Origin of the sequence: Paenibacillus sp. OK003 (genome assembly GCF_900109515.1) — a bacterium.
GTDB classification, from domain to species: Bacteria; Bacillota; Bacilli; order Paenibacillales; family Paenibacillaceae; genus Paenibacillus; species Paenibacillus marchantiae.
This window is the reverse complement of the sequence record NZ_FOBD01000003.1, coordinates 62,977-85,822: the sequence shown is the minus strand read 5'-3', so window position 1 is coordinate 85,822 and position 22,846 is coordinate 62,977. Positions and strand designations below refer to the sequence as shown.

15 protein-coding genes are annotated in these 22,846 nt (G+C 50.2%); 1 reads left to right on the top strand and 14 read right to left on the bottom strand.

Features of this window, described 5'->3' with window-relative positions; genetic code table 11:
• Positions 1-108: 108 nt before the first annotated feature.
• The 10 genes from BMW94_RS05325 to BMW94_RS05280 all read right to left on the bottom strand — a co-directional run bounded on the left by BMW94_RS05325 (position 109) and on the right by BMW94_RS05280 (position 14,685).
• Complete coding sequence (locus tag BMW94_RS05325) at positions 109-1,806, bottom strand: RICIN domain-containing protein (protein WP_254790127.1); 1,698 nt, start codon at positions 1,804-1,806, stop codon at positions 109-111.
• Between the two features lie 110 nt (positions 1,807-1,916).
• On the bottom strand, positions 1,917-2,861 hold the full coding sequence (locus BMW94_RS05320; RefSeq protein WP_090995381.1) for a carbohydrate ABC transporter permease: 945 nt from the start codon (positions 2,859-2,861) through the stop codon (positions 1,917-1,919).
• Positions 2,862-2,878: 17 nt separating this feature from the next.
• Positions 2,879-3,781: a carbohydrate ABC transporter permease gene (locus BMW94_RS05315; protein WP_090995378.1), complete on the bottom strand. Its 903-nt coding sequence runs from the start codon at positions 3,779-3,781 to the stop codon at positions 2,879-2,881.
• Positions 3,778-6,348 (bottom strand): DUF5696 domain-containing protein, encoded by a 2,571-nt coding sequence (locus tag BMW94_RS05310; RefSeq protein ID WP_090995375.1) that lies wholly within the window; start codon positions 6,346-6,348, stop codon positions 3,778-3,780. Before BMW94_RS05310 ends, BMW94_RS05315 begins: the two co-directional genes overlap by 4 nt.
• Before the next feature lie 15 nt (positions 6,349-6,363).
• Positions 6,364-6,999, bottom strand: coding sequence for a Yip1 family protein (locus BMW94_RS05305; RefSeq protein WP_090995372.1), 636 nt, complete (start codon positions 6,997-6,999; stop codon positions 6,364-6,366).
• Positions 6,983-8,446, bottom strand: a complete 1,464-nt coding sequence (locus BMW94_RS05300) for an SMP-30/gluconolactonase/LRE family protein (RefSeq protein WP_090995369.1) — start codon at positions 8,444-8,446, stop codon at positions 6,983-6,985. Before BMW94_RS05300 ends, BMW94_RS05305 begins: the two co-directional genes overlap by 17 nt.
• Positions 8,447-8,461: 15 nt before the next feature.
• Positions 8,462-9,343: a carbohydrate ABC transporter permease gene (locus tag BMW94_RS05295; RefSeq protein ID WP_090995366.1), complete on the bottom strand. Its 882-nt coding sequence runs from the start codon at positions 9,341-9,343 to the stop codon at positions 8,462-8,464.
• The gene (locus BMW94_RS05290; protein ID WP_063567965.1) at positions 9,340-10,296 is read right to left on the bottom strand and encodes a carbohydrate ABC transporter permease; all 957 of its coding nucleotides are present in this window, start codon (positions 10,294-10,296) and stop codon (positions 9,340-9,342) included. The genes BMW94_RS05295 and BMW94_RS05290 overlap by 4 nt, the downstream gene beginning before the upstream one ends.
• Before the next feature lie 19 nt (positions 10,297-10,315).
• Entirely contained in the window at positions 10,316-13,207 is a 2,892-nt protein-coding gene (locus BMW94_RS05285; protein WP_090995363.1) for an extracellular solute-binding protein, read from the bottom strand.
• Positions 13,208-13,320: 113 nt separating this feature from the next.
• Positions 13,321-14,685: an extracellular solute-binding protein gene (locus BMW94_RS05280; protein ID WP_090995360.1), complete on the bottom strand. Its 1,365-nt coding sequence runs from the start codon at positions 14,683-14,685 to the stop codon at positions 13,321-13,323.
• 303 nt (positions 14,686-14,988) lie between these two features.
• Between BMW94_RS05280 and BMW94_RS05275 the strand changes: the two genes are divergently transcribed.
• Positions 14,989-15,756 carry a response regulator gene (locus BMW94_RS05275; protein ID WP_090995357.1) on the top strand — a complete coding sequence of 256 codons (768 nt, stop codon included), beginning with the start codon at positions 14,989-14,991 and terminating at the stop codon, positions 15,754-15,756.
• A 101-nt stretch (positions 15,757-15,857) separates the two neighbouring features.
• On the opposite strand, the gene BMW94_RS05270 is transcribed toward BMW94_RS05275, so the two are convergent.
• The 4 genes from BMW94_RS05270 to BMW94_RS05255 all read right to left on the bottom strand — a co-directional run bounded on the left by BMW94_RS05270 (position 15,858) and on the right by BMW94_RS05255 (position 22,715).
• Positions 15,858-17,486 (bottom strand): response regulator transcription factor, encoded by a 1,629-nt coding sequence (locus BMW94_RS05270; RefSeq protein WP_090995354.1) that lies wholly within the window; start codon positions 17,484-17,486, stop codon positions 15,858-15,860.
• Positions 17,471-19,228, bottom strand: coding sequence for a sensor histidine kinase (locus BMW94_RS05265; RefSeq protein ID WP_139209303.1), 1,758 nt, complete (start codon positions 19,226-19,228; stop codon positions 17,471-17,473). The genes BMW94_RS05270 and BMW94_RS05265 overlap by 16 nt, the downstream gene beginning before the upstream one ends.
• Before the next feature lie 75 nt (positions 19,229-19,303).
• The gene (locus BMW94_RS05260) at positions 19,304-20,983 is read right to left on the bottom strand and encodes an extracellular solute-binding protein (protein WP_254790126.1); all 1,680 of its coding nucleotides are present in this window, start codon (positions 20,981-20,983) and stop codon (positions 19,304-19,306) included.
• 172 nt (positions 20,984-21,155) lie between these two features.
• Complete coding sequence (locus BMW94_RS05255) at positions 21,156-22,715, bottom strand: glycoside hydrolase family 43 protein (protein WP_090995349.1); 1,560 nt, start codon at positions 22,713-22,715, stop codon at positions 21,156-21,158.
• Positions 22,716-22,846 lie beyond the last annotated feature (131 nt).

The following is a 22,846-nucleotide window of genomic DNA, read 5'->3' as shown; positions in this document are numbered from 1 at the left end:
ACAGGTCGAATAGTAAAGACTCACTCTGTTGCTTATGCATTTCTGCAGTTACGCATAGTTACATGGGTAGAGACGAAGAATTTTAGAACGACTGCATTCGTTATACCATTAGTTAACTGCGACAAATTTCCATTGCTGGTTGGTTGCGTTTGTAAAATCGTTTTGCTGTAATTTGGCACCGTCTGCCGTTGAGGAGCCTGCGACCTCTATGGCCTTATTGCTGTTGACGTTTATAATACTCCAATAGCCATTGCCCAGATCGTTGATTTTAAAATGCTGCGCGGTGGTATTCAAATTGCTCATGAGCTGTACCGCCTCTCCGTTGTTGCTTGTCCCATTACGAATGTCGATGACCTTATCGGGCGAATTCACACTCGTCAAACTGTAAATCCCACTAGCAATCTGGGTCAGGACCCACTTTTGAGGATTGCCACCCAGATCAGACCATTGCTGAAGCTGCAAATTGCTCTCATTTACCCCACCCGGTACATCAATAACCTTACTCGAATGTCTTGCCACGATCTTGTAGGTTGCCCCCGGTGTCAATCCGGTTGATGGAGTTCCACCGTTTGGGTAAGACTGTGCCCGTTCATAGAACCAATTGAACAGAAAACGTCCCATCGCGCTTCGTGAAGCATCACCGTCCCATTTCAGGCCTGCCGTTGGATCGGCAAAGGAGCTTCGTTCCCCGGCATCCAAAATGAAGCCGTTCATATGTGCTGCAATGCTGACATTGCCTGCCGCGTTGAAAATGGTCTTCGTATTGTTGCCAAAACCTTCATTACTGCCGTTGAACAGATTCCAGTATTCGGAATCGCCCGCCTTCGTTTTGAACCACGTGACTTCGGTGATGTTAATTGGATATTTATCAGCCGCAGCCTTCACATTTGTATTCCACTGATCTTGCAGAATCGACATGTTGTCATGCGCGCCGTACCCCGGGTACCAGTGAACGGCATAACCGTAATTGTTCAGGGGGTCTGTCAAAGGATGGCTTGCTGTCAGACTATAGAATTGGTTGTATCCCAGACCAGCGGCCCAGATGACATTATCCGCGCCTTGGCTGCGGATGGTTGAGATGATGGAGTTCTGGAAATTTCGCAGATCATTCCAGTGGTCCACAAAGTCGTTCTCGCCGTTGTAGCCGCCCCAATGTCCGTTAGCGTACGATTTAACCGGCTCATTGATCAGCTCAAAGTGTACGTTGTCTGCGCTTTTAATTTCCGGGCGAGAAGCGAGATAACCCCAGATTTGATTGAACTTTTGCAGATTGGCTGCGGTCGTAGCTTGATCATCCTTCAATGTGAAGTCAAGTCCGAGTGTAACATAGACACCTTTCGTTTTGGCATATTGGATATAAGGGATAATGACGTTCTGCGTTACCGTTTGTAAACCTGCAAAATTGTAAGTACCTGCTGCTACGTCTCCCATGTCCTCGCGGTCAATGAACAGACGAATCTGATTCATATTCCAGCCGTGGCTGCTTCCGTATTTAGGACTTGTACTTGTAAATGTATCGGTAATGTCTTTCAGATAAGCCAATGTAGCGGCATGGCGGTTGTTGCCGTTTCGAGTGAGATAATAATTGCTGTTCTGGTAGGTCCAGTAGGCCCCTGAGGGCTGATGCCAGCCACTCATTACGACGGGTTGGTTACTGCTGTTCACTAGATTTTTCCCACTGACGTGAAGCTTGCCCATGGGCATGCCAACCCATGCGTCCGCGCGACCCGATCCGAGTGGCGTGATGGACAACAGCAAAGCCAGAATGAGCATAAATTTACAGTAATTCAACATCTTCTTCAACATAATCCCTCCTGAGCTTGAATGGTGAAACGTTAAAACAGACGGCATCACCTCCTTCACTGAACTGTATTATTGGGCTTCTCACCTTCCTAGCCCCTTCCGATTGAAAAGCATCATCCAACGATGCCCGTGCGTTCAACACTCTCCACGAAATAACGCTGTACAAACAGGTAGATGATGATCAAAGGCAAGATGGCCAGCAAAATCCCGGTATCCTGTATCATGCTTAGATAAAAAGGATCGGCTTTGGATGCACCATCGCTTACCTGCTGGGCCAGATTATACGGTAGGGAGGACAGCTGGGTGGACATCACTTTGCTGGACGTCAGATAGGTTGTCGTATAGAAGCTGTCATTCCATTGCCAAACGAAGGAAAATAACAGCACCGTAACAATCGACGGTATCGCATTGGGCAGCATGATGCGTGCAAAAGTGCGGCTGATGCCAGCACCATCAACGTAAGCCGCTTCCTCCACTTCCTTGGGAATGCCTCTGAAAAACTGGCGGAAGATGAAAATATACAGCCCTGCCTTGAGCGAATTGGCCGTTATAGCAGTCAGAATAAACGGCCAGTACGTATTCAGCAGATTTGCGGGTTTGCCAGCGATCAGCGTCATCAGTCCCATCAGATCAAAGCTCTTCAAATTCAGGTACACCGGAATCAGGATGGTCGTTGGCGGAACTAGAATGGTCAGGATGACTCCCGCAAACAACAGATTGCTCCCTTTGAATTTCAAGCGGGCAAATCCGTATCCAGCGAGTGCGCAGGAGAGCGTCGTCAAAATGGTCGTTGTTGCAGACAGTGCAAACGTATTGAGCAAGGTGGCCCAATAATCCATGACACGAATGGCCTGCTTGAAATTGTCGATGGAGAAATTTTGCGGAATCCAGACCACGACGGCCGAATACAGGTCGCTCTTATCCTTGATGGACGTCGATATTTTCTGAAATATCGGAAACAGGATCACGAAGGAGAGCCCGGTAATCAGCGTGAACCGCACAACGGACCACAGCCAGCTCTTCCACTGCTCAAGTGACAGCAACCTTGATATCATCAACCCGGTCAACCCCCTTTCTAATCTTGATAGAAGACACGTTTGGAGAAAATAAGTGATACGATGACCAGAATGACAGCAATCGCCACGAAGTAGACCCACGCCATGGCTGAGCTTAATCCAAAATCAAATTTGACAAAGCCCGTATCACGAATGAGCGTAGTCATGGCATTGTTGGCAAAGGAATCGACAATGGTATAGATCACGTTAACGAATATAAGCGGGCTGACCATGGGGAACGTAATTTTCCAAAAGGCTTCATACCCCGTAGCCCCTTCCATTTTGGATGCCTCGTACAGCTGGGGCGATATGGTTTGGATGCCTGCCAAAAAGATAAGAATCTGCACGCCTGATTGACTGACGATCTGATAAATGCGATCTACGGCGCCGCTCAGATACATGACAACCCACTCGCTCAGCCCCGCGTCCAGCATCAGGTTTTCGATCTCAAATGTGCCCAGGGCACTGCCACCCATACTGCTCTGGTTAACGGCCTCGATCAGACTGGTGCTTTCCAGCGCCATGATGACGCCTGATGCCAAAATCACCGGAAGGAAAAAGATAGACCGCGCTATGGCCCGCCCCGGAAACTTCTGATTAAGAATGACGGCAAGGAACAGGCTGAATATGACGATGAGCGGCACATTGACGAATACATCCGTTATGGATCCAATCAGCGCCCGGTTGAAGCTGGTATTAACCGTCAGCGCCTGAATATAGTTGGCGAGACCTGTGAACTGGATAGATATGCCCTGCGCGTTTGCCTGGATTGAACTCAGGCTGTAGCGCAGGGAAGCCAGCAGCGGAACAAAGAAGAACAGGACAAAGCCGATAAGCCAGGGAAGCACATAGATCACTCCCCAGGCCGCCTTCTGCTGAGCATAGGTTCGACGTCCCCACTTTCCTTTCAGTAGCGCTTTCAGAGCTGCTCACCACCTGTCACGTAACTTTTGGCTTCTACGGTTCGGCCTGCTGCCTGCACGGGGAAGTCGTTATAATTCACCAGAGCGAAGCCTCCGTTTTCGTATGTCGTTTGAAATACCCCTTCAGCCAGCTTCTCGTGTGCGACCATGTTCAGCCCGGCGAATGGACGATTGGCCTGATTGACCTCTTCATACATCTCGGCTGCCAGGTCCATCCACTGCTCGTAATGGGCGGCGTACAGATCGTCGTAATCCGTTTCCTTCACGACATGGTTCGGCGCGTTGAACCATGTGAAGTAGGGGCTTGCTCCATACTCAACAAGCTTCAGCACATATTGTCTCGCATCGGTATACGTTGACAGATTGTAGGCTGCTCCGGTGTAGCTGATGCCACCGTGAACAACCAGCTGGAAGAACGGAATCTCTTCGTCCTCCAGCTTGAAGCGGCTGCTCGACATCGGCGCATCCGTCAATCCCGTCACATATGGCAGCGCATAAGCATTCCCGCCCTCCGCTACAAGAGGCATTCCCTGCTGTGTAATTTGCTTCAATGCCTCCGTGACAGCCACTTGTGCTCCGGTTCGGTCCAACAGTTTTTTCGGATTCATATCGCTATTCAGCTGCTCGGCCAGATCACGCAGAGACAATCCGCCTGTCTCATATGGCTGGAGTGCTTTCAGCATGTCTTCGGTCACATCACCCAGCAGGTTCGGAGAAAGGATATATGCCGGTTGTCGATCCCGGTCACGCCGCTGTGTTGCCGGGTCCATCGGATATAGAACCGCTGGCTCCTGCGTGAGCGTTCGGGAAGCTTCCGAGGAAGGCTTGAAGCCGCTCTTCGCATTCACATTTAAGACTGCTACATCAGGATAAAATCCGATCCCGGCCTCACGGATATAGTCGCTAAATGCCTGCATGCCTTTTCGTCCTCCCACCGCCCCGTCCACCTTGATGGAATCCGGCAGCCGATGAAGGAGTCCTCCGTTGAACCAGCCCGCGTATCGCACCTGAATGTTGGATACATGTTTTTCCTGGAGCTCGGACAAGATGTGCTGCGCCTCGTCAAACGTGGTCAACGCCTCATTCGATTCGTATGGTATGCCCAGCATGTGTTTTTGGGTGGTCATACTGCCGACAAGCTTCAGGTAAAATGGAATGCCTTTTTCTCCCTCAGCCGCTTGCTTCGCCGGAAGGCCGGCCGTCCGGGTTAAATAATCCCGGTACAGAGAGGCAAGACCGGAATAGGACGCATCCTCTGCTCCAGCAAAGGCATAACGAACGACAAAATCGGATGCCGTCGGCTTCTTTTGGAACTTGGGCAGTGTCCGTACCATGTCGCTCGCCTGAAGCGTCACATCACTTTTGTTTACAACGTAAAAGCTTGGATAGACATTGTTGTAGCTATTCAGCTTTCCGCTGATATCCGCGTTAACAACGGCTGTAGCCGCACCTTCCTCGATGATGCCCAGGAACGCACCGCCCGTGCGAATCAGTCCGAAGACCGGCAGCCTGGCCTTTTCCTCAGTCGAGTCCACTTCACGAAGCTTCATCGTCAGGTCCGGTCCATACACGTCCTGCTGATAGGCGGGATATTGAACCTTGCCATTGTTGAAATGAATGAGTGCTCCCGAACCATCGGGTACAAACAGGGAGCCTTCTTCGTCCGCTGCACCAGCACCGAAATAATCCAGCACCGATATGCTATTGATCGGATATTGCTCGGGAAAATGAATGCCGGATGCCGGCACGCGTACGACCAGTGTTTCGTCATCCAGCTCGTATTCGATGGATAACATAAACATGCGTGGTCCGCTTTTTTCCTGCTCGATGCCATGCTCGACATTGTCCAGTTCAAGGTCCTCTGGTGTGTAACCGGCTGTCTCAAAAGCCTTGAGGGCACGCGTTAGCTGAAGTCCCTGCATCGCCTTGTCGATTCGGACGTAGACGCCTTCGTCCTTGTCCTCGGCATAGCCGACCTTCAAGGCACGCTGCCCGGCCTTATCGAGCGCGGCAAGCAGCTTCTGCTCGAAGCGCTCCTTGCTGATTTTCACAGGCAAATCCTCTATGGAGCTCTCATTACTGCCAAACTCGTAGTTCACCCGAACGCCATTTGGCAATACTTCGTAGCTGATCTGCTGGTGGGCTACACTATCCGTATAGGAGTTAACCGAGCTGCTCTGTCCCAGACTGTTATAAAAGCTGAGCTTGGCCTGCGAAGACAGCAGGTCCTTGTTGATGCCCGCGGCAAGCGTATCCAATTTGCGCTCTTCCGGATTGCTGCGCCAGATCTGCCCGCTCTGCTTGTGAATCACCGCAATCTCGGCTGTTTCTTCCTGAATTAACAGCTGCAGCACTTCATTCTGGGCAAGCCCGATCATGCCCGGAAGACGTGTATCGTTGAAGGATGAGGCCAGCTTCTCTCCGGGCCGAAGCGCAGGCACTTCCGCTTGTTCATCCGAGCTCGCAGACATCCTGGCTTCAGGCACGGAAGCGATCTGACACCCGCCAAGAAGCAGGCCGAATACGAGCAGAATCGCGATCATTTTTTTAGCCACGTACAAATTCATCTCCATTCTCCTTCCTTAGCCCCGGAGTACAAGTTCCTGATAGATGGTGGCTGCAAAGGACACAATCTGCTGCACCAGACTGAAGAACAGCAGGCAGAGAAATGCCATGAAGGCCATGGCAACCAGCGTCAGAAGCATGGTCAGCACCGTTTTGGCGGGTGAGTATTGATGCACCGTCATATTGCCGACAAATAACAGGTATACTGTCCAGGCCGTGGCAGCCATGTTAAAGAAATAATAAAAGGCGGTTTCCTGCCCGGAAATGATCAGGCTGAGCCAAATCCAAGGAAACTGAATCAAAATTAGCGGAACCAGTGCAAAACACGTGGACATAAAAATTTCCGAGAATTTGCCCTCTCCGTCCATAAGCGTGGTGAGCGACCAGTTCGCTGTACACCAGAACAGCACCGGAACAATGACATATACCATTTCCAGCAGGCTGTTCAATCGTTTCGGGTTATTGAAATTAACCAGGAAGCCGCTGTATTGGGCCTGAAGGATCGTTGTTATTGTCAACAAACCCAAAATGGCCAATGCGATCATCAGCGTTGTTCTCTGATTTCGCTCGTATTTCAGCTCCCAATACCCGTCAAACGGATGAAATATGAGATGCAGCGGATATTGGATCAGCTGTCTACTTGATGCCTGCATTCGTTGTCCCCCTTCTCTGTCTGCGAACGATGGTCACGGTTACCAGCACGGCAACAATCAGAAATAGTCCCGACATGATCCATGAGAAATGCTCGCGGAGCAGCTCTTTGCGAAACAGAAGAAACGCTTTGGAATACCCTTCCCGCTCCATGCTTCGCTTAAAATATTGCGCAGATTCTGCATAATCCTTCTGACGCAGCAGCGCTTTTCCGATGCCTGCGTAAGCGTATTCAAGATTGGCATTCATATCTGCCGCTTTCCCAAAGCTTGCCGCTGACCCTTCCTCGTCTCCATTGAAATAGCTTCGCACCGCTTCATGCAGTGTGCGTCCATATTCAGTCGTTTGAAATACGGTGATCTCGCCTAGCGCTTTGTCCAGCACAAGCATGCGGTCTCCCGCACGCTCCAGAGAAACAGGGGTGTTGAATTGTCCCAACCGGTTCCCAATGCCTCCGAACATGTGGAGCAGATATCCATCTCCGTTATAGGTAAACACTCGTCCCATCTTGGCATCAAGCACGGAATACATATCGCTGTCCCCCACGTCCACATCAACCAGCCGGGAAGGACCTTTCTCATTGGTGTACAACAGATCCCCCTGCGGCGGATAGTAGCCTTCTTTTCTCAGGATGTCCGCGCCCTGCGCATTCAGTTTCTTGATCGGTAATCCCTTCTGGTCCCCGCTCGTTGCATAGATGAAGCCTTCTTCGTCAATGTCCATATTGGTGAACTCGGTGGGTGTGAACATGACCATCTGGCTGCGCTGCTGACGAGTTGCGAATCGTTTCCAAAGATACTCCACCGGGTCGACTGAGACTCTGTTGGCTCCGATAAAGGAGGCAAAGGAACCGTCGGAATTAAACTCCATGAAGCCGTCAAAAACACCTTCAGCCATGACGTAAATCCGTTCGCCTTGATCCATAACAACCCGGAGCGGCTTGAATTGAAAGTCCGTTTTCAGCAGGTCGGATTGCGGCTGCTCCACAATTTTGATCAACTGTCCCTGCTCATCCAGATGAACCACCCGCTGATGATCCGAATCCGCAACGAGCAGCTGCCCATTGTCGGATACATACAATCCCTGCGGATTTTTGAAAAAATCTTTCTGTCCCTCATGATCAAATGAATCGATAACTCGTCTCAGCTTCAATTCCCGATCCAGCTCGACGATTCGGCTGTTGCCCGAATCCAGCACGTAAACTCGCTCATCGGCTGTGACATGCATGTCGTTTGGTTCTTTGAATGTACCAATCTTCAGCTCGGTGCCCGTCACTATTCGGGTTGCCTCATACGCGGCAGGAGAGCGAACCGCTTCTCCCCAGTAGGAGTAGTTATACGCATCCGTCTGACCATCGGCAAAAGCCGTTGCCGCCGCATTTCCCAAGCACAGGAGGCAGGCAAGGCCCAACGTGAGCCATCCGCATTTTTTCCACATGCTTTTCAATATGTCGCTGCCCCCCTTCTACTCTTTCATACCGGAAGTTGCCATCGTCTGCATGACACTGCTCTGGGAGATAATGAACAGGACGATCGGCACGATCATGAGCAGAAGCGCTACCGCAGCGCCGACGCCTGCACGGGCAATTCCTCCCTGGATAATTTGACTGAGCGCATAATGCAGTGTTTTCAGATTTTCACTGTAAATGAAGCTTCCGCCATCGGTCCCCCACAACGCTGGAAACTGTAAAATCATAAGCGTGAGCCAGGCTGGCTTCACATTGGGCATCACGATACTCCAGAATATCCGGTATTCGTTGGCCCCGTCGATTTTTGCGGCCTCCAGCAGTGCATCTGGAATCTGCTCCATGAACTGCTTCATCAGGAAGAGACCCAGGGAGAAGGCGAGCGAAGGCACAATAATGGACGCATGTGTATTGATCCATCCTAGCCAGGACATCACCATGTAGTTCGGAATCGCCGTGACGTGTGGTGAGAACATCAGGGACAGGATGACGATGGTAAACAGCACCTTTGAACCGGGAAACCGGTATTTGGCCAGCGGGTATGCGGCTGCGGAAGCCAGCAGAATATGGCCCGCCGTTCCGAGCAGCGTAATAATTAGCGTATTCGAAATGTATCTGGATAAGGGAACCCAGGAGTTACCCATCAGATTGATCAGGTCTGCAAAATTTTCTGTGGTCGGATTGTTCACCCAAAAGCGCGGTGGAAAAATAAACAGCTCATCCAGCGGTTTGAAGGCATTGTTAACCGTGTAGATCAGCGGCAATACCATGAATGACCCAAACAGAGCCAGCAGTGCAAACAGCATCAGGCTGACGGTAAATGACCGATTCAGTTTTCTGGACATGCCGAAGACGGCGCGTACCTTGCTGGTTATTGTCATTCACCTATCTTTCTCAGCATTTTTTGTGTCAGTATGTTCGTTCCGAGCATCATGGCGAACAGAACAGTCGCAATGGCGGACGCATAGCCCATCTCGAAACGGATGGTGCCATAGTCCATCAGATGTGTTACGACGGTATGTGCCGCATAGTTGACGCTTGGAAAGCCAGCCAGCGCGATGGAGATTTCGGCCACGGCGAACGAGGCTGTAATCTGCATCACTGCGCCGAACATAAGCTGCGGTCTCATGGAAGGCAGTGTAATGTACCATAGCTCCTGCCAGCGGTTTTTGATGCCATCCACAGTGCCCGCTTCAACCAGCGATTGGTCGATGGTCTGGAGACCCGCAATAAAGGCGAGGAAGCTCGTGCCAAGGCTGAGCCACAGCTGTACGAGGATGACGATCGCCAGCACGTACTTCTCGTTTGCAAGCCACAGGATCGGCTCCAAAATAACGCCGAGGCGCATTAGAAAGCCGTTCATATATCCATAGCTGTCTCCCGAAAAAATGATCAGCCAGATGAAAAAAACGTTGCCTGAAATGGAAGGCGCATAGAACACAAGCGTCATGATGGCCCGAATTTTGGGCGACAGCTCGTTGATGATCCACGCAAACAAAAAGCAGGCAATATAGCTGACAGGACCCGTAATCACGGCAAACAGCAGCGTATTTTTAAGGGCGATCAAAAAAACATCGTCGTTCAGGAACAGCCGCGAGTAATTTTGCCAGCCGACAAATCGGGGCAGCTCCAGCATATTGAAGTGAAAAAAACTGAGGCCCAGCGAGAGTCCGACCGGAATGACCGTAAACAAGAAAAAGATCAGCATAAACGGTGCCATCAGTACGTAATAGTGCCTGCTTAGGTACAAATCCCTTTTCAAAAGGGACCACCTGCTCGCCTGCCTGGCATTGATGGCAGGCGCAGCGGGTGTCTTGGTGATTTCTGCCTGCAACCGTTACCCTCCCTTCCTTCTACTTCAGATTAAATTCCCTGCGCTTGAGCTCGATCTCATCGTCGATGTACAGAACATAATCGGACAAGGCTTCACGCGGATTCTCGTTTGCATTGACCACCTTACGGAACGCATTGTCGAGATGTCGGCCCGTGAAATATCCACCGGGAACCTGGGGAATGCCCTCTACCCACTCCCACTGCTGCTCCAGGTTTTGATAATCCTTGACCGGCCAGGGCAGCTGCTCCAATGCCTCGATGTTGGCGGTTGGATAACGCGCTGCTGCTCCCATCAGTCCCTCCATTTCCCTGCCATATTCAATCTGGGTCTGCTTGTCGGTCCACCATTTCATGAACGACCATGCAGCCTCCTTGTTCTTCGCGTTTTCCAGCATCATGACTGCACTCGTCGTGCTTGCCACCTCATGCCTTACAGAACCATCCTCCAGCTGCGTACCCGGAACGATGGTGAAGTCCCACAGATTGCGGATCTCGGGCGCCATAACGGTCAACATGTTATAGGTTGTGTAATCCGCGATACCAAGCGGCATCTCCCCAGTACGGAAGCGGTTTGGAAAATCAGCTTTAAGCGGGAATTTGTAATTTGTATAAAATTGCGTCCACCGCTTGAACGCGTCCATGGAAATTTCTGAATCCAGCGCGCTCTCCTTTTGATCTTCCGTATAGAACTCGCCATCGTTCTGGTATAGCAGCATGGCGAAGGTGGCGTTGGGTATCATGTTGGCATTGTTTGTTGTATCCTCGATTGGCAAATAGAACTCCATATTGTGCTTTTGCAGCACCGAGATGGCATTATAGACGTCTTGCCACGTTTTTGGCGGCTCCAAGCCAAGCTCGTTGAGGACATCCTTGCGATAGAACAACATCGGAAAATGCTGCTGCTCTGGAAGAGCATAGACCCCGTTGTTATAGCGGTAAGGCGTCAGTCCGCTCTCGCGAAATCGGCTTGCAACCTGCTCAAAGTCCGGGAATACGCTCAGGTCGGCTGCCGCATTACGCATCGCGTAATTGACCGGAATATCCTCGCCCATCTGCATCGCCACATCCGGGCCTTCCCCGGCCAGCGTTGCAGGCAGCAGGATGTTGGGCGGGACAAGTCGCAGCTGCACCGAAATATCGGTTTCCGGTGTAAAGGATTCATCAATCAGACCTTTCAGCACCTGTGCCTGATCACGTCCGGTTGTAATCCATACGGTGATGGAATCCTTTTTCTGCTCCATGTTGCCGATGCTGTCATAATCCTCCGTATAGGAAGCGACGTAGGCACCCACTTCATGCTTCATCTGTTGCAGCACAGTTGCCTCAGCCTCGGGCAGCCTCTGATCCGGTGAGGATACCAGGAGGTAATCCAGTGCTATAGGCTGTTCACGAACCGATAGAATCCATGTTCCCAATCCGCCCACGTTGATCTTGAAGGTATCCAAACGTTTGGGCACCGTTTCCGGTCTTGCCGCCATATCCTCCAGCTGCACGACCATCGCATGCAGTACGGCTACCTTGTCACTTTGCTCACCTGTTGCCTTCTCCAAATAATCCGCAACCGAACGGAGAATGTCGGCCTGCCGCTGGAATACCTCGGTCATCTCGGGAATGCGCTGTTCCAGCTGGTAATCCCTCAAAGAATCAGGCTTGTTAGAGGTAATCATCAAAATTTTGCGGTACATTTCATTCAGATCCAGCACGCTGGATTCCACTGTGCGCAGCAGCGGTGCGATATCGCCCAGCGTAACCGTCATTCGCAAGCGATGCGTTCCTTTGGAGAGCCGGAACAGGTAAGGCTCGCTTTCACCAAGAACCCGTGTCTGCCATGTGGGGCTATAGTTAAAGCGAATGCGTTCCATTTCCTTGAACGGAACTTTCCCATCGATCATCAGACTTCGTGTGGCATACACGCCGCGAAGCTGGTCCTGTTTCACCTTGAGCGCAATCTGGTACAGGCCATCCTCCGGCACGTCTACATCCCATTCGATCCATTCGCCGGGAAGCTTCCAGTTGGTGCCTCCAATGGCATTGATCCGAATTTTGGATACATCATAGGGCTCGAGGGAAGGACTCGACCGATCCGAAATGGGGGCAAGGGTTGGTGATGATTTACTCACCGCCTGTTCTCCCTGTACCTTCAGCATGACAGCTTCCGCTGGCTTCAATCCTGCCGATTCATAAGTGGCCTGCAGCGCTGCGTAAGATGGAATGTCCTCTTCCTGGTACAGCTCGATATAATCGATCGCCATGCTTTCGCGCAGCGAGGTAAGCGACAGCTTCTGGTTGCCCTTTTCAAAATAAAACTGGTACGGCTCCTCGAAGTAACCGGCGCTGTCCTTGAATGCAGCAAGCTGCCAGACTGGCTTCTCCACCTGCCGCGGCCTAAGGTCATTGCCACGATCATCCCTTCGCACGCTGTCTTCGCGGTTCCCCCATACCCTGTCAAATAGGAGCACATCGGCTCCCTTGAACGGAACCTCTCCATTCAAGGTCAGCTTCCGCTCAATGCCGGAGCTTTTGCCCGTAACGGGAAAATAATGAACGCGGAGCTGGTATAAACCGCTCGCCTGTACAGGGACCTCCCAGCTGATAGTGCCAGCTTCCGGGGTGATGACCGCTTTCCCGTCCAGTCCGGCATATCCATCGACAATCTCGAACTCACCGTCCGCAACCTGAATGAAAGATTCTCCTTCGATTCTTACGGTCTGCTCCGGCTTGTCTGCGTTTGTATGCGTTGAGAGATAATGCTCATAGCTGCGTGGATCGTCTGTACCCGACACGGCTTCAAAATCCTCGCGGGCCTGAACGATGCCCGGACTGCGATCCCGCGCAGGGTAAATGCTCCATATGGAAAAGATCAACGCAATGGCGAGCAGCAGGATCAATCCTTTTTTCTTTCGTGACCGCATGTTCCAATATGTCCCCCTTCCTTCTGGCGTGGAGCATGGTTATGGCGTGTCACTCTCCAGGGACAGTGCGTATAGGGCTTTAGGGCTTTGCATCCGTTCCGGAGAGAACAACATCATTTCTTTTGCTTGTATACCTCATCGATGGCTGCCTGGAACGTCGCCTTGTATTTTTCAATGACGGTAGAAACGGAAACACCATCGACCAGCTCACCGTTGAAATCCCAGAAAGGCAGTGACGGGAACGTATTGTGATCAAGTACCAGCATGCCGTCGGCAACTGTTATGGCATTTTCGATGTCAGCTTCGTCGGCCAAGTGAGTCTCCAAAGTCGATTGTCCGGGGTAATCGTAAATTGAATCGATCTCGTTAATTTTTTCCCAGATATACATCAATTGCTCGGGATGCTCGACCGCTTTCGGAATCGTCAGCGCCTGATATTGCGACTCGCCAGAGTGGTACGCGCTTGCACTTGGCCCTTTCGGGAAAGGCAGGAAGCCGATATCATAGTCCTGCATATCTGTTTTGATGCCTTCGATCTCGTACATGGCGCCCGAATACATCAACGTATTGCCCTGACGGAAGAACGTGGCAGGTTCAGTCCAATCCCCGCCTTCCGAGGCTCTGCCGACTTGCTCGGTAGCCATTCTGGAAACAAAGCTCAGTGCTTCTTTTGTTTTTGGATCATCCAGATTTTGCTTGTCACCATTGGTCAGTGAGGCTTCGTTGGAATACAACACCGGTTCAAGCAGTCCCCTTTGGGCTAATCCCCAGGTATCGAGCTTGCCATCGTTATTGCGGTCCTTGTTCGCCTTTTTGGCTACTTCAATGAACGTATCCCAGTTCCACTGATCTTCGTCCACATATTCCTGCAGCGGTTTCATGCCGAGTTCCTGCATAAGTGTGCGATTATAAAAAATACCACTGATGAATGAAGATTGATCCTCGGTAAATCCGTAACCCCTTCCTTCGTACTGCATGTATTGGTTGGTCGTTTTCTGGTTGAACACCTTATCGTTCTTGGTATACTCATCCACGGGCCATAACAGGTCTTGCTTGGTTAATGCAGGAATTGCATAGCTTTTGCCCAGCCGCACAATGTCGCCCAGCGGTTCTCCCGCCATGAGTGAGGCCACGACCTTCTCCTGATATTCGCCAAAATCAATCGAAATGTATTCGATGTTAAAGTTGTGCTTCTTCTTGAGTGCTTCCAGATTCTCGATTCGCTGAATGTTGTCTGGGTTGCTATCGGTCATTTTCATATCCCACCAGGCAACCACCTTGATTGTTCTTCCCCCCATGTCAAAATCCATCTCCGGCGTTGATGTCTCATTCTTAGGTTCTGTTTCGTTTGTGGTCTGCTCCTCCTGCGGCGTCTTCGTTTCCGGCTCTGTCTGTGCGCTGGAGCCGGTGCTGCACGCGGTAATCAACAGCATCATTACAAGAACAAGGCTAATCATCATAAACGTATTTTTTCTCATCGTTGTCCCCCCTTGAATATGTCTTACCGTTTTCCATCAAAAGTGTAGCTCTTGAATGAAAGCGTTAACAACCCGTTGAAATAAAGGTGTTTACCCTGTCAAAATATAGGTTTTGGCAATTTGAATCCAAGTTAGCGTATTTTCAACATGAATTGGTAAAAAAATGGACCATCTGCAAAGAAATGCACATTGTATGCGCTTTCTTTTATTCCCATAATGAAATAAAGACATGAGTCATACTCGATTCGAGAGGATTTTTGAGGCTCAGAGGGATTCAAATCAAGCGAAAGTGAGGTTTCCTTCATGCATAACATCTTGCTTGTGGATTTCAACCGCCATGCTTGCGGGGAATTACAGAAGCTGCTGGGGCGCTACAGATCCGATTATGTCATCGGAGATTGTGTAGTCTCTGCGCAAGCCGCTTTGCTGGCTTTGGAAGAGCGGGAATTTTCTGTTGTACTCGTGAACACCGGAGGATGTGCTGCTGCAGGTTTGTGGGTGTGCCATTATATTCGAAAGAAAAGTCAGATTCCGATCCTTTTCATGGGCGGAGTGGATCATTTTAGGCTTGTACGCAAAGCTTTGGCGTATCAGGTCAGCGATTATTTGCCGGGCCCCGTCCGGGCCTCCGCCCTCCTCAACAGTCTGGATCAGCTCAAGTTCAGGCTTGACGCGGAGCCCGCGAAGAGATTTCCATCAGCCTTCAAATCGCCTATGCATCTAGAAGGTAAACATGTGCATTCCGGCCAGGTGATCAAGATTGTAAAAGCATATGTACGTGATCATCTGAGCAGTGACATTACACTGAAGAAGATTTCAGACATGCTTCATTTCAATTGTGCCTATCTTGGTCAAAAATTCAAAATGGAAGAGAGCATATCCTTCAATCATTATTTAATGCAGCAGCGGATGGAAAAAGCCAAGCTTCTGTTGATATCCACCAATTTGCGGATTTACGAAATTGCCAGCGAGGTTGGATATACGGATACAGACTGGTTTTATAAAAAATTCAGAGCTTATACCGGGGAAAGTCCCAATGTCTATCGAAAGCAAAAAACGTTCACCGCATAGTTTTCGAGCCGCACCCTTTATGATTCGTATAACAAAAACAGAAGCAAGACCACAGGTTCATCTCACCTGAGGTCTTGCTTCTGTTCGTATTCACTTCTATTTTAACGGACCAAAAGAGATTCCCGGAATTCCTGGGGAGTCATGCCTGTCACTTTTTTGAAAAAGCGTGTGAAGGAATGCGCTGCCTCATAACCAACCTGGAGTGCAACCTCCCGAACCATGAGATCGCTATTCCGCAGCAGCTCCTTTGCCCTTCGAACTTTCAACTCGTCAATAAATTCGGAGAGGTTGATCCCCATCTCCTGTTTGAAGAAACGGGAGAGATAGGATGGATTGAAATGATGAAGCTCCGCCAGCCTCACCAGGGAAAGGTCTTCTTCCAGATGTTCCTTGATGTAAGTACACAGGGAATGAATGGCCGCATTTGCTCGCTCCTGCTCATCCAAGTTCTTGAAGCGCACGAGCTTGTCAGTTGCCTGGTACAGCACCTGCACCGCGTCCTTCATAGACGCATACTCGCTCAGACGAAGCAGTCTGCGCTGATCGGGAATATCCTGATGCAGTCCCCATCGATTGATAGTCGAATACAGATGCAGCGCCAGATTATAATAGGTTTCCATCGCCCTCTCCATCGTCACATCCTGTTGAAGCAGTTCATTGACCAGCTCTTCAAACACTTCGTAAAATTGCTGGATTCGCCCGGTTTCCAAATACCCTGACATAACCTCAATTCGGCTGCTGACTCGTGTAAGCTCCCTGTGTTCTGGATTCGGCAAAGCATCTTCATAATCGGTGAGCACCATGGAAATGCCATCTCCAATCTTCATCCAATGCAGCTGCCTCAATCGCTCGTATTGCCGAGTAATGTCAGACCAGTTACAGCTTTTCCCGCTTATCGCAAAAGCCACGGATATGCCAAGCGAAGCCATGCAGGCTTCCTGCACCAATTCGAGTGTGCCCTCCAGATATCGGACCAGTGAATGGGCTGGCTCCGCTTCTGGCTGTTTGGATTGAATCAGCCATACCACATCTCCATAATGGTCTGCCACGCTGACATGATAGGTGTGCTCATCCAACAGGGAAGAACCTATCTTTCGTGCTGATGCCTGAATCTGAGCGCGCTCCGCATGCAGAGGTTTATCCTTATAATCCAATCGGCCCAGCACAACGTACACAGGGGCCGAGGAGTGCAGATTAATGTCCCGCCTGGCCCATTCGTCCTGAATCTCACTTGAGCCTGCTGCATATGCTGTGCAGTTCTGAAGCAGGTTCCGCAGATACTCTTCCTGCTGGAGCTCCGCCAGCTGACAGGTGACCTCATGGGACTGCTGAAGCAATTCGTGCATGCGGTGACTCTGCCGAATCTCTTGCATGACTTCCTCAACCACAGCCATGATCTTGTCATATCCTTCCGTTTTGAGCAAATAACGTACATTGGGCATTTGAAAAGCCTTGTAGGCATAATTAAAATCGCTGTAGCCGGTGAGAAAAATGACGCGGCAGTGCGACCAGTAAGCCTGGATCTGCTCTGTCAGTTCAAGACCGCTCATGCCAGGCATACGAATGTCTGTCAACACGATATCGATCCTTGAGCGTTCCATCCACGTTAATGCCTCCCTGGCTGAATAAGCCTTGCATACATCAAGCCGTTCCGGCATATGGCTTGCAAAGGTTTCGTAGAGGCTGTCCGTAATAATTTCCTCATCATCCACAATCAAAAGTCGATACATTCGCTTTCCCTTCCTTCCCATTGGATTCGGATTATGACCTTCAATCCCTGCAGCTCGCTTCTGGTCAAAAACAGGCCGCTTCCTTCCCCGAATGTCAGCACCAGGCGCCGATGAATATTCATGAGTCCGGTCATTTCATCCGAGCTGCCGTCTTCAAGCAGACGCTCCTGAAGCGCATGAATCTGCGGGTCTGTCAACTCATGCCCGTTGTCCTCTACACTGATTTCAGCGATATTCCCATTCATGCTGAACCGGACCCTAAGCATGCCCTGATCTGTCATTTTTTCAAGACTGTGCTCGTAAGCATTCTCAATGATTGGCTGTATGATTAACCGGGGAACACGAATCTGCTTCATATCCGGTGGCAGCTCCCCGAAGTCGGCCTGTATTCGTCTGGAAAAACGCAGCTTCTGAATTTCCGTATACACACTCGAATGGGCTGCTTCCTCCTCCAGTCTTACATGATCTGTCCCGTTTCGCGTAATGAACCTGAAATATTCGCCAAGCATGTTGGCAAATTGCTCAATGCGCGCTGTATCCCCCGTTCTTGCGAGCGAATTGATGATGAAAAAGCTGTTGTACAAAAAATGAGGATTAATCTGCGACTGAAGCTGCTTCAATTCGGCGCGCTGCATCATCATCGTCTTTTTGAAATCCCGATCAATAAGCAGTTGAAGCTTCTCAAGCATCTGATTGAACCGGGAGTACAGAAAGCCAAATTCATCCTTGCGCTTGTGCACGATGGGAATGTCCAGTACACCTGTCTCCATTTTTTTGAATCTTTTGACGAGCAGCAGCAGCGGAATGTGAATCAGCTTGTAGCTGGAATAGAGATAAGCCGATATCGCGACGAAGGATGTCATTGCAAACAGCCAAGCCCAATGATAGAACTTGCTTAGCGGCCTCTTCACACTTTCCTCCGGCAAATACGTTGCTACCGATAGACCCAATGGGCCCATATGGCTCTGGCTGACATAATAGCGTGTGCCCTCGACCTTCACCTGAAAGCCGCCATGATCATGATCGGTGATGTGATCACGGTAGTAAGGGAGGATAAAGTCACGCTTGGAAACGTCTGTGATAATATGACCCGTCTTTTCCTCGATGAGGAAGGAGCCGCTGTCCGGGTACAGATTAAGCTGGGTCAGTGCATTTTGAAATTGCTCTGTATCCAGCTCGACCTGGACCGCAAACAGCGGCTCTTCTCCCTTTTTGCCAGTCAGACGTACAGCACTCAAGTTCATTGTGCCGTCCTTCACCGTAAAGCGAGTGCCTTTCCCCTGCATGCCGGAGCTAAAGTATTCATAGGAGGCTTTGTCATAATCATCGATGCCATGGGTGGCGGAGATGCTCTTGCCAATCGTGCGGATATGCACATGAACGTTCTTGATGTAAGCACTGCTGTTCTTGAACGTAGCCAGCCGCTCGGACAAATAATTCAATGTATCGCGGCGCTCTACCTGATCCATCATTCCCCACAGAATGGCGAGCCTGTTCAGCTTCCTGTCCTCAACGATGTCGAACTGCTGCAGCTCCAGCCATTCAATTTCCCGATTCAATTCATCCAGATACCGGGTAAGCCGTCTTTCTGTTGACGAGGATATTTCCTGGCTGGCATTGTCATAGCTCCAATTGTACAGATACAGGCCCAGGAGAATCAGTGGAAGAACAAAGATCAGATAAGTGATAACCAACCGGGCGAAAATGCTGCTGCGCCAGGATTGGGCAGGAAACTTAATCAACTCACTCCCCTCCATTGCTACAGGCTGGATTGTCTTTTTGCACATTTTGCATATGAAGGCACCATTGAGGAGCGGTCAGCGTTCCAGTGATGTTTTGGTTTTGAGCCACGCATTAACCTCCGTTGTGATCTGTTCTCCGCCTAACTTGAGCCAACTCTCCACAAACTGGTCGAACTCTTCAATCGGTCTGCCGAGAATAATGTTCATGTATGCCTCAAGCTGAAGATCGTTCAGGATCATCTGACGGTCGACCATCGTTTCTGTAATCCCCCCCGTGAATTGGTCATATAAAAGCTGTCCGTTCCGCTCGTAACCATCAGCTATGCTAAATGCGCCTGTCGGTCCGTAGGTTTGATTCCAGCCCCAGCCGCTTTCGACTCCTTCCGTTACATAGGCCTCAACTCTTTTCTGAATAGCGGATGCTTCATCCTGAAGAACAGCAAGATTGCCGGAACGCTGCGCCTCACGAATTTGCCGGTAAGCATCCAGATTTTTGCTTCCCGGAAAGGGGGTCACTGGCGATAGCATCCACACTGCCTTGGAATCGTCATTGTAGTACGTTTCATACTGCGCCTGCTCACCCCAGTTGGTCTGCAAATGAAGATTCATAAGCTTCATCACCACTTCAGGATGAGCGTAGTCCTTCCTGACGGCGAAATATTGCCAGGTATTGGTGCGAAGTGGTACTTTAACCTGCCTGCCGGATTCTGCGGCAATGGGGTAAGACTGCCAGTCCGCTGCTGCATCGTTCTCTCGGCTCGACTGAATCATGAAGGGTGTCCATTGTTCTCCGTACAGCATGCCGATTTTTCCGTTTTTGATCATTCGTACGGCCTGTGTTCCCTTCTTATAGCTGAATTCAGGGTCAAGCTGCCCCTCCAGGTACATCGTTTGCAGAACCTGCAGCGCCTCCCGGACTTCAGGCTGAATGCCGCCATAAACGAGCTTGCCATCTTTATCTTTAATCCATATATTCGGGTATGCACCATACCCTGACATCAGACCGGCAGCCCCCATGACCGGGTCCCACAGATGATTCGTTAGTGCAAGGCCGTAGGTATCCTGTTGGCCGTTGCCGTCAGGGTCTCCTTGTGTAAACGCTTTCGAAATCTCAAGTACGTCCTCCATCGTCTCAGGCGGCTGAAGTCCCAAACGTTCAAGCCAATCGGTTCTGATCCACAAGTACTGGGCTGTCTCGATGGAGGAGGCCGTTTCTGGTATCGCCATCAGCTTGCCATCGATGGTTGCCGCGTCAAAAGCCCCGCTTCCTTCCGCCTCCAATATGCTCTTCGCAAGCGGCGAAGCATACGTTGTGTACACCTCGGACAGATCCTGGATCAGCCCCGCATTGCTCAGTTGCCTTAATTGGTATGGATTTACCTTCACAACGTCCGGAATTCGACCTGCAGCGAGGGAAACACCCAGCTTCTGACCGTAAACGTCTCCTTTTGCAATCCAGTCATAGCGAAGCTTAATCCCAAGCTCTTGCTCATATAACCGGGTCCAGCGATTGTCAAGCAGTGTCTCTCCTGGCAGCTGGCTGATCATGCGATCCAGATCATCCCCGGCCTCCCTGACAAAAGATACTTCTACCGGAGGACTGTATTTTTCGAAAATGGTATGATCTCTGGATGGCTGCCCATCCACCACGGCCATGCTTTGTCCTGAATATCCGCTCGTATGGTCTGTTGGTATACATGCACTGAGCAGAAGAATGACAACCCACTTTGTTTTGGTTAAAGCAGTGATACGCACATCAGGCACCCCCATTCGTTTGAATAATATCATTTTCCAATATTGGAATCTTTTTATAATTGTACAATAAAAAGCTCCGGTTGAAGCAGAAATACCTATTCGATGCTAGAAAAACGCGCTTCGAATTTTAACCCTTCTGATATCATAAAAAAAGCCGCCAGATCGGCGACTTCTATGCATGTTTGTTCTCGTCATCCGACACGATCACATCATATTTAAAATTCGAAAAATCAGCGCTGCCCCCGGTCACTCTCGTCGAATATAAAAACAACCCGATCCGGCAGCCCATAAAATGATCCAGCTTATAAATCATTTTGTGGGAAATGCCAAGCGGCTTCCACTCTGCCCCCTCCAGATAGGAGAACGTACACTCGTCCTGATTATTCACGAAGTTGCCAAAAGCCTTGAGCGTAACTACTGATCCAGAAACAGGTATCCTGGCATACTCGGTGGCAGGCTCCGTATCAACCAGATTGCCAAATATCGATGAATCCTCGCTGTTTCTTGCCAGCATGACCAGGTAAAATTGCCCTTCAGTCTTCGTCAGCGCAATTAAACCGTATGTACCGATCAGGAAACACAAGCCTGCATAATCACCCTCCTCCAACCTGCTGCCATCCAGCGTAACGATTGCTTCACAGGCAGGGCCCATTGCACGCTGCGTCAGCGTATTAACCGCAAAGGTCAGATTGGGGCTGATATGCGCGGTTTGAATCCGATACACCCCAGGCTGGTCGGTCACCGACCAGAGCGCATCATTCGGAGTGTGATTCCATTGCCAGACATCCTTGAGCCGTACCTTTCCTTCTGCATTCGCTTCGTAGTGAAAATCATCGCTGCCAATCAGAGGTTTGTAGACGTGATCCGGTCTCGTGCTTGGCACTGTGATCTCTTTTGGTGCTTCCCTGGCGAACACCGGGATATCGTTCTCAAAGTGAAGCGGAACCAGCACAGGAATGCGGCCAACCGCCCCGTGATCCTGAAACAGCATGGCATACCAGTCGCCATCCGGTGTATCGACGATTCCGCCCTGGGCTACACCTGAATTAAAGTAGCCCATATCATCGTTAAACACTTCGCCACCAACAAATGCGTCTTCCAGGGAATCCGCCATATAGCACGCCTGTGTTCTTCGGCCGGAAGCCTTGGATATGTGGATCAGAAATACATAATACTTGCCGTTGATTTTGTAGAAATGGGCCCCTTCGTAACCAAGGAAATAAGGCTCTTTGTCTTTTACGATCATGCGCTGTGCTCCACCGGGCTTGGGTCCGGACAGATCGGAGCTTAACTCAGTCAAATGAATTTCGGCATTGCCGTGCACCAGGTAAATTCGGTCATCTTCGTCGAAAAACAGGGAGCAATCATGATAAAAGCCTTCCACATACTGCTTGGTCCAGGGACCCGAGATCGTATCGGCCGTGTACAGATATGTCTTATGGGTATCGTTTGCCACAAAAATGACATAGAACTTATGCTTGTGATATCGAAGCGACGCTGCCCACATGCCTTTGCTGTAAATCTGCCTGCCTTGCTCCAGCCGCTGCGCGGGTGTATCGTCAAGTCTGTCGTACACATGCGTAGCCACTTCCCAATGGATCAGGTCATAGGAACGCAGGATGACGCAGCCTGGCATCATATGCATGGTTGTGCTGACCATATAATACGTGTCTTCAACCCGAATCACATCGAGATCCGGATAATCGGCCCAAATCATTGGATTTGCATGCATCTGCCTGTTCGCCCCTGTCTGTATTATATTTCCTGCTCTTTTCTGATATCATGACCTTAGAAGCCACCTTATTTGATCAATTCAAAGACGGAACAACTATCGGCGGGAAATAATATCATGTTTTGAGAGCG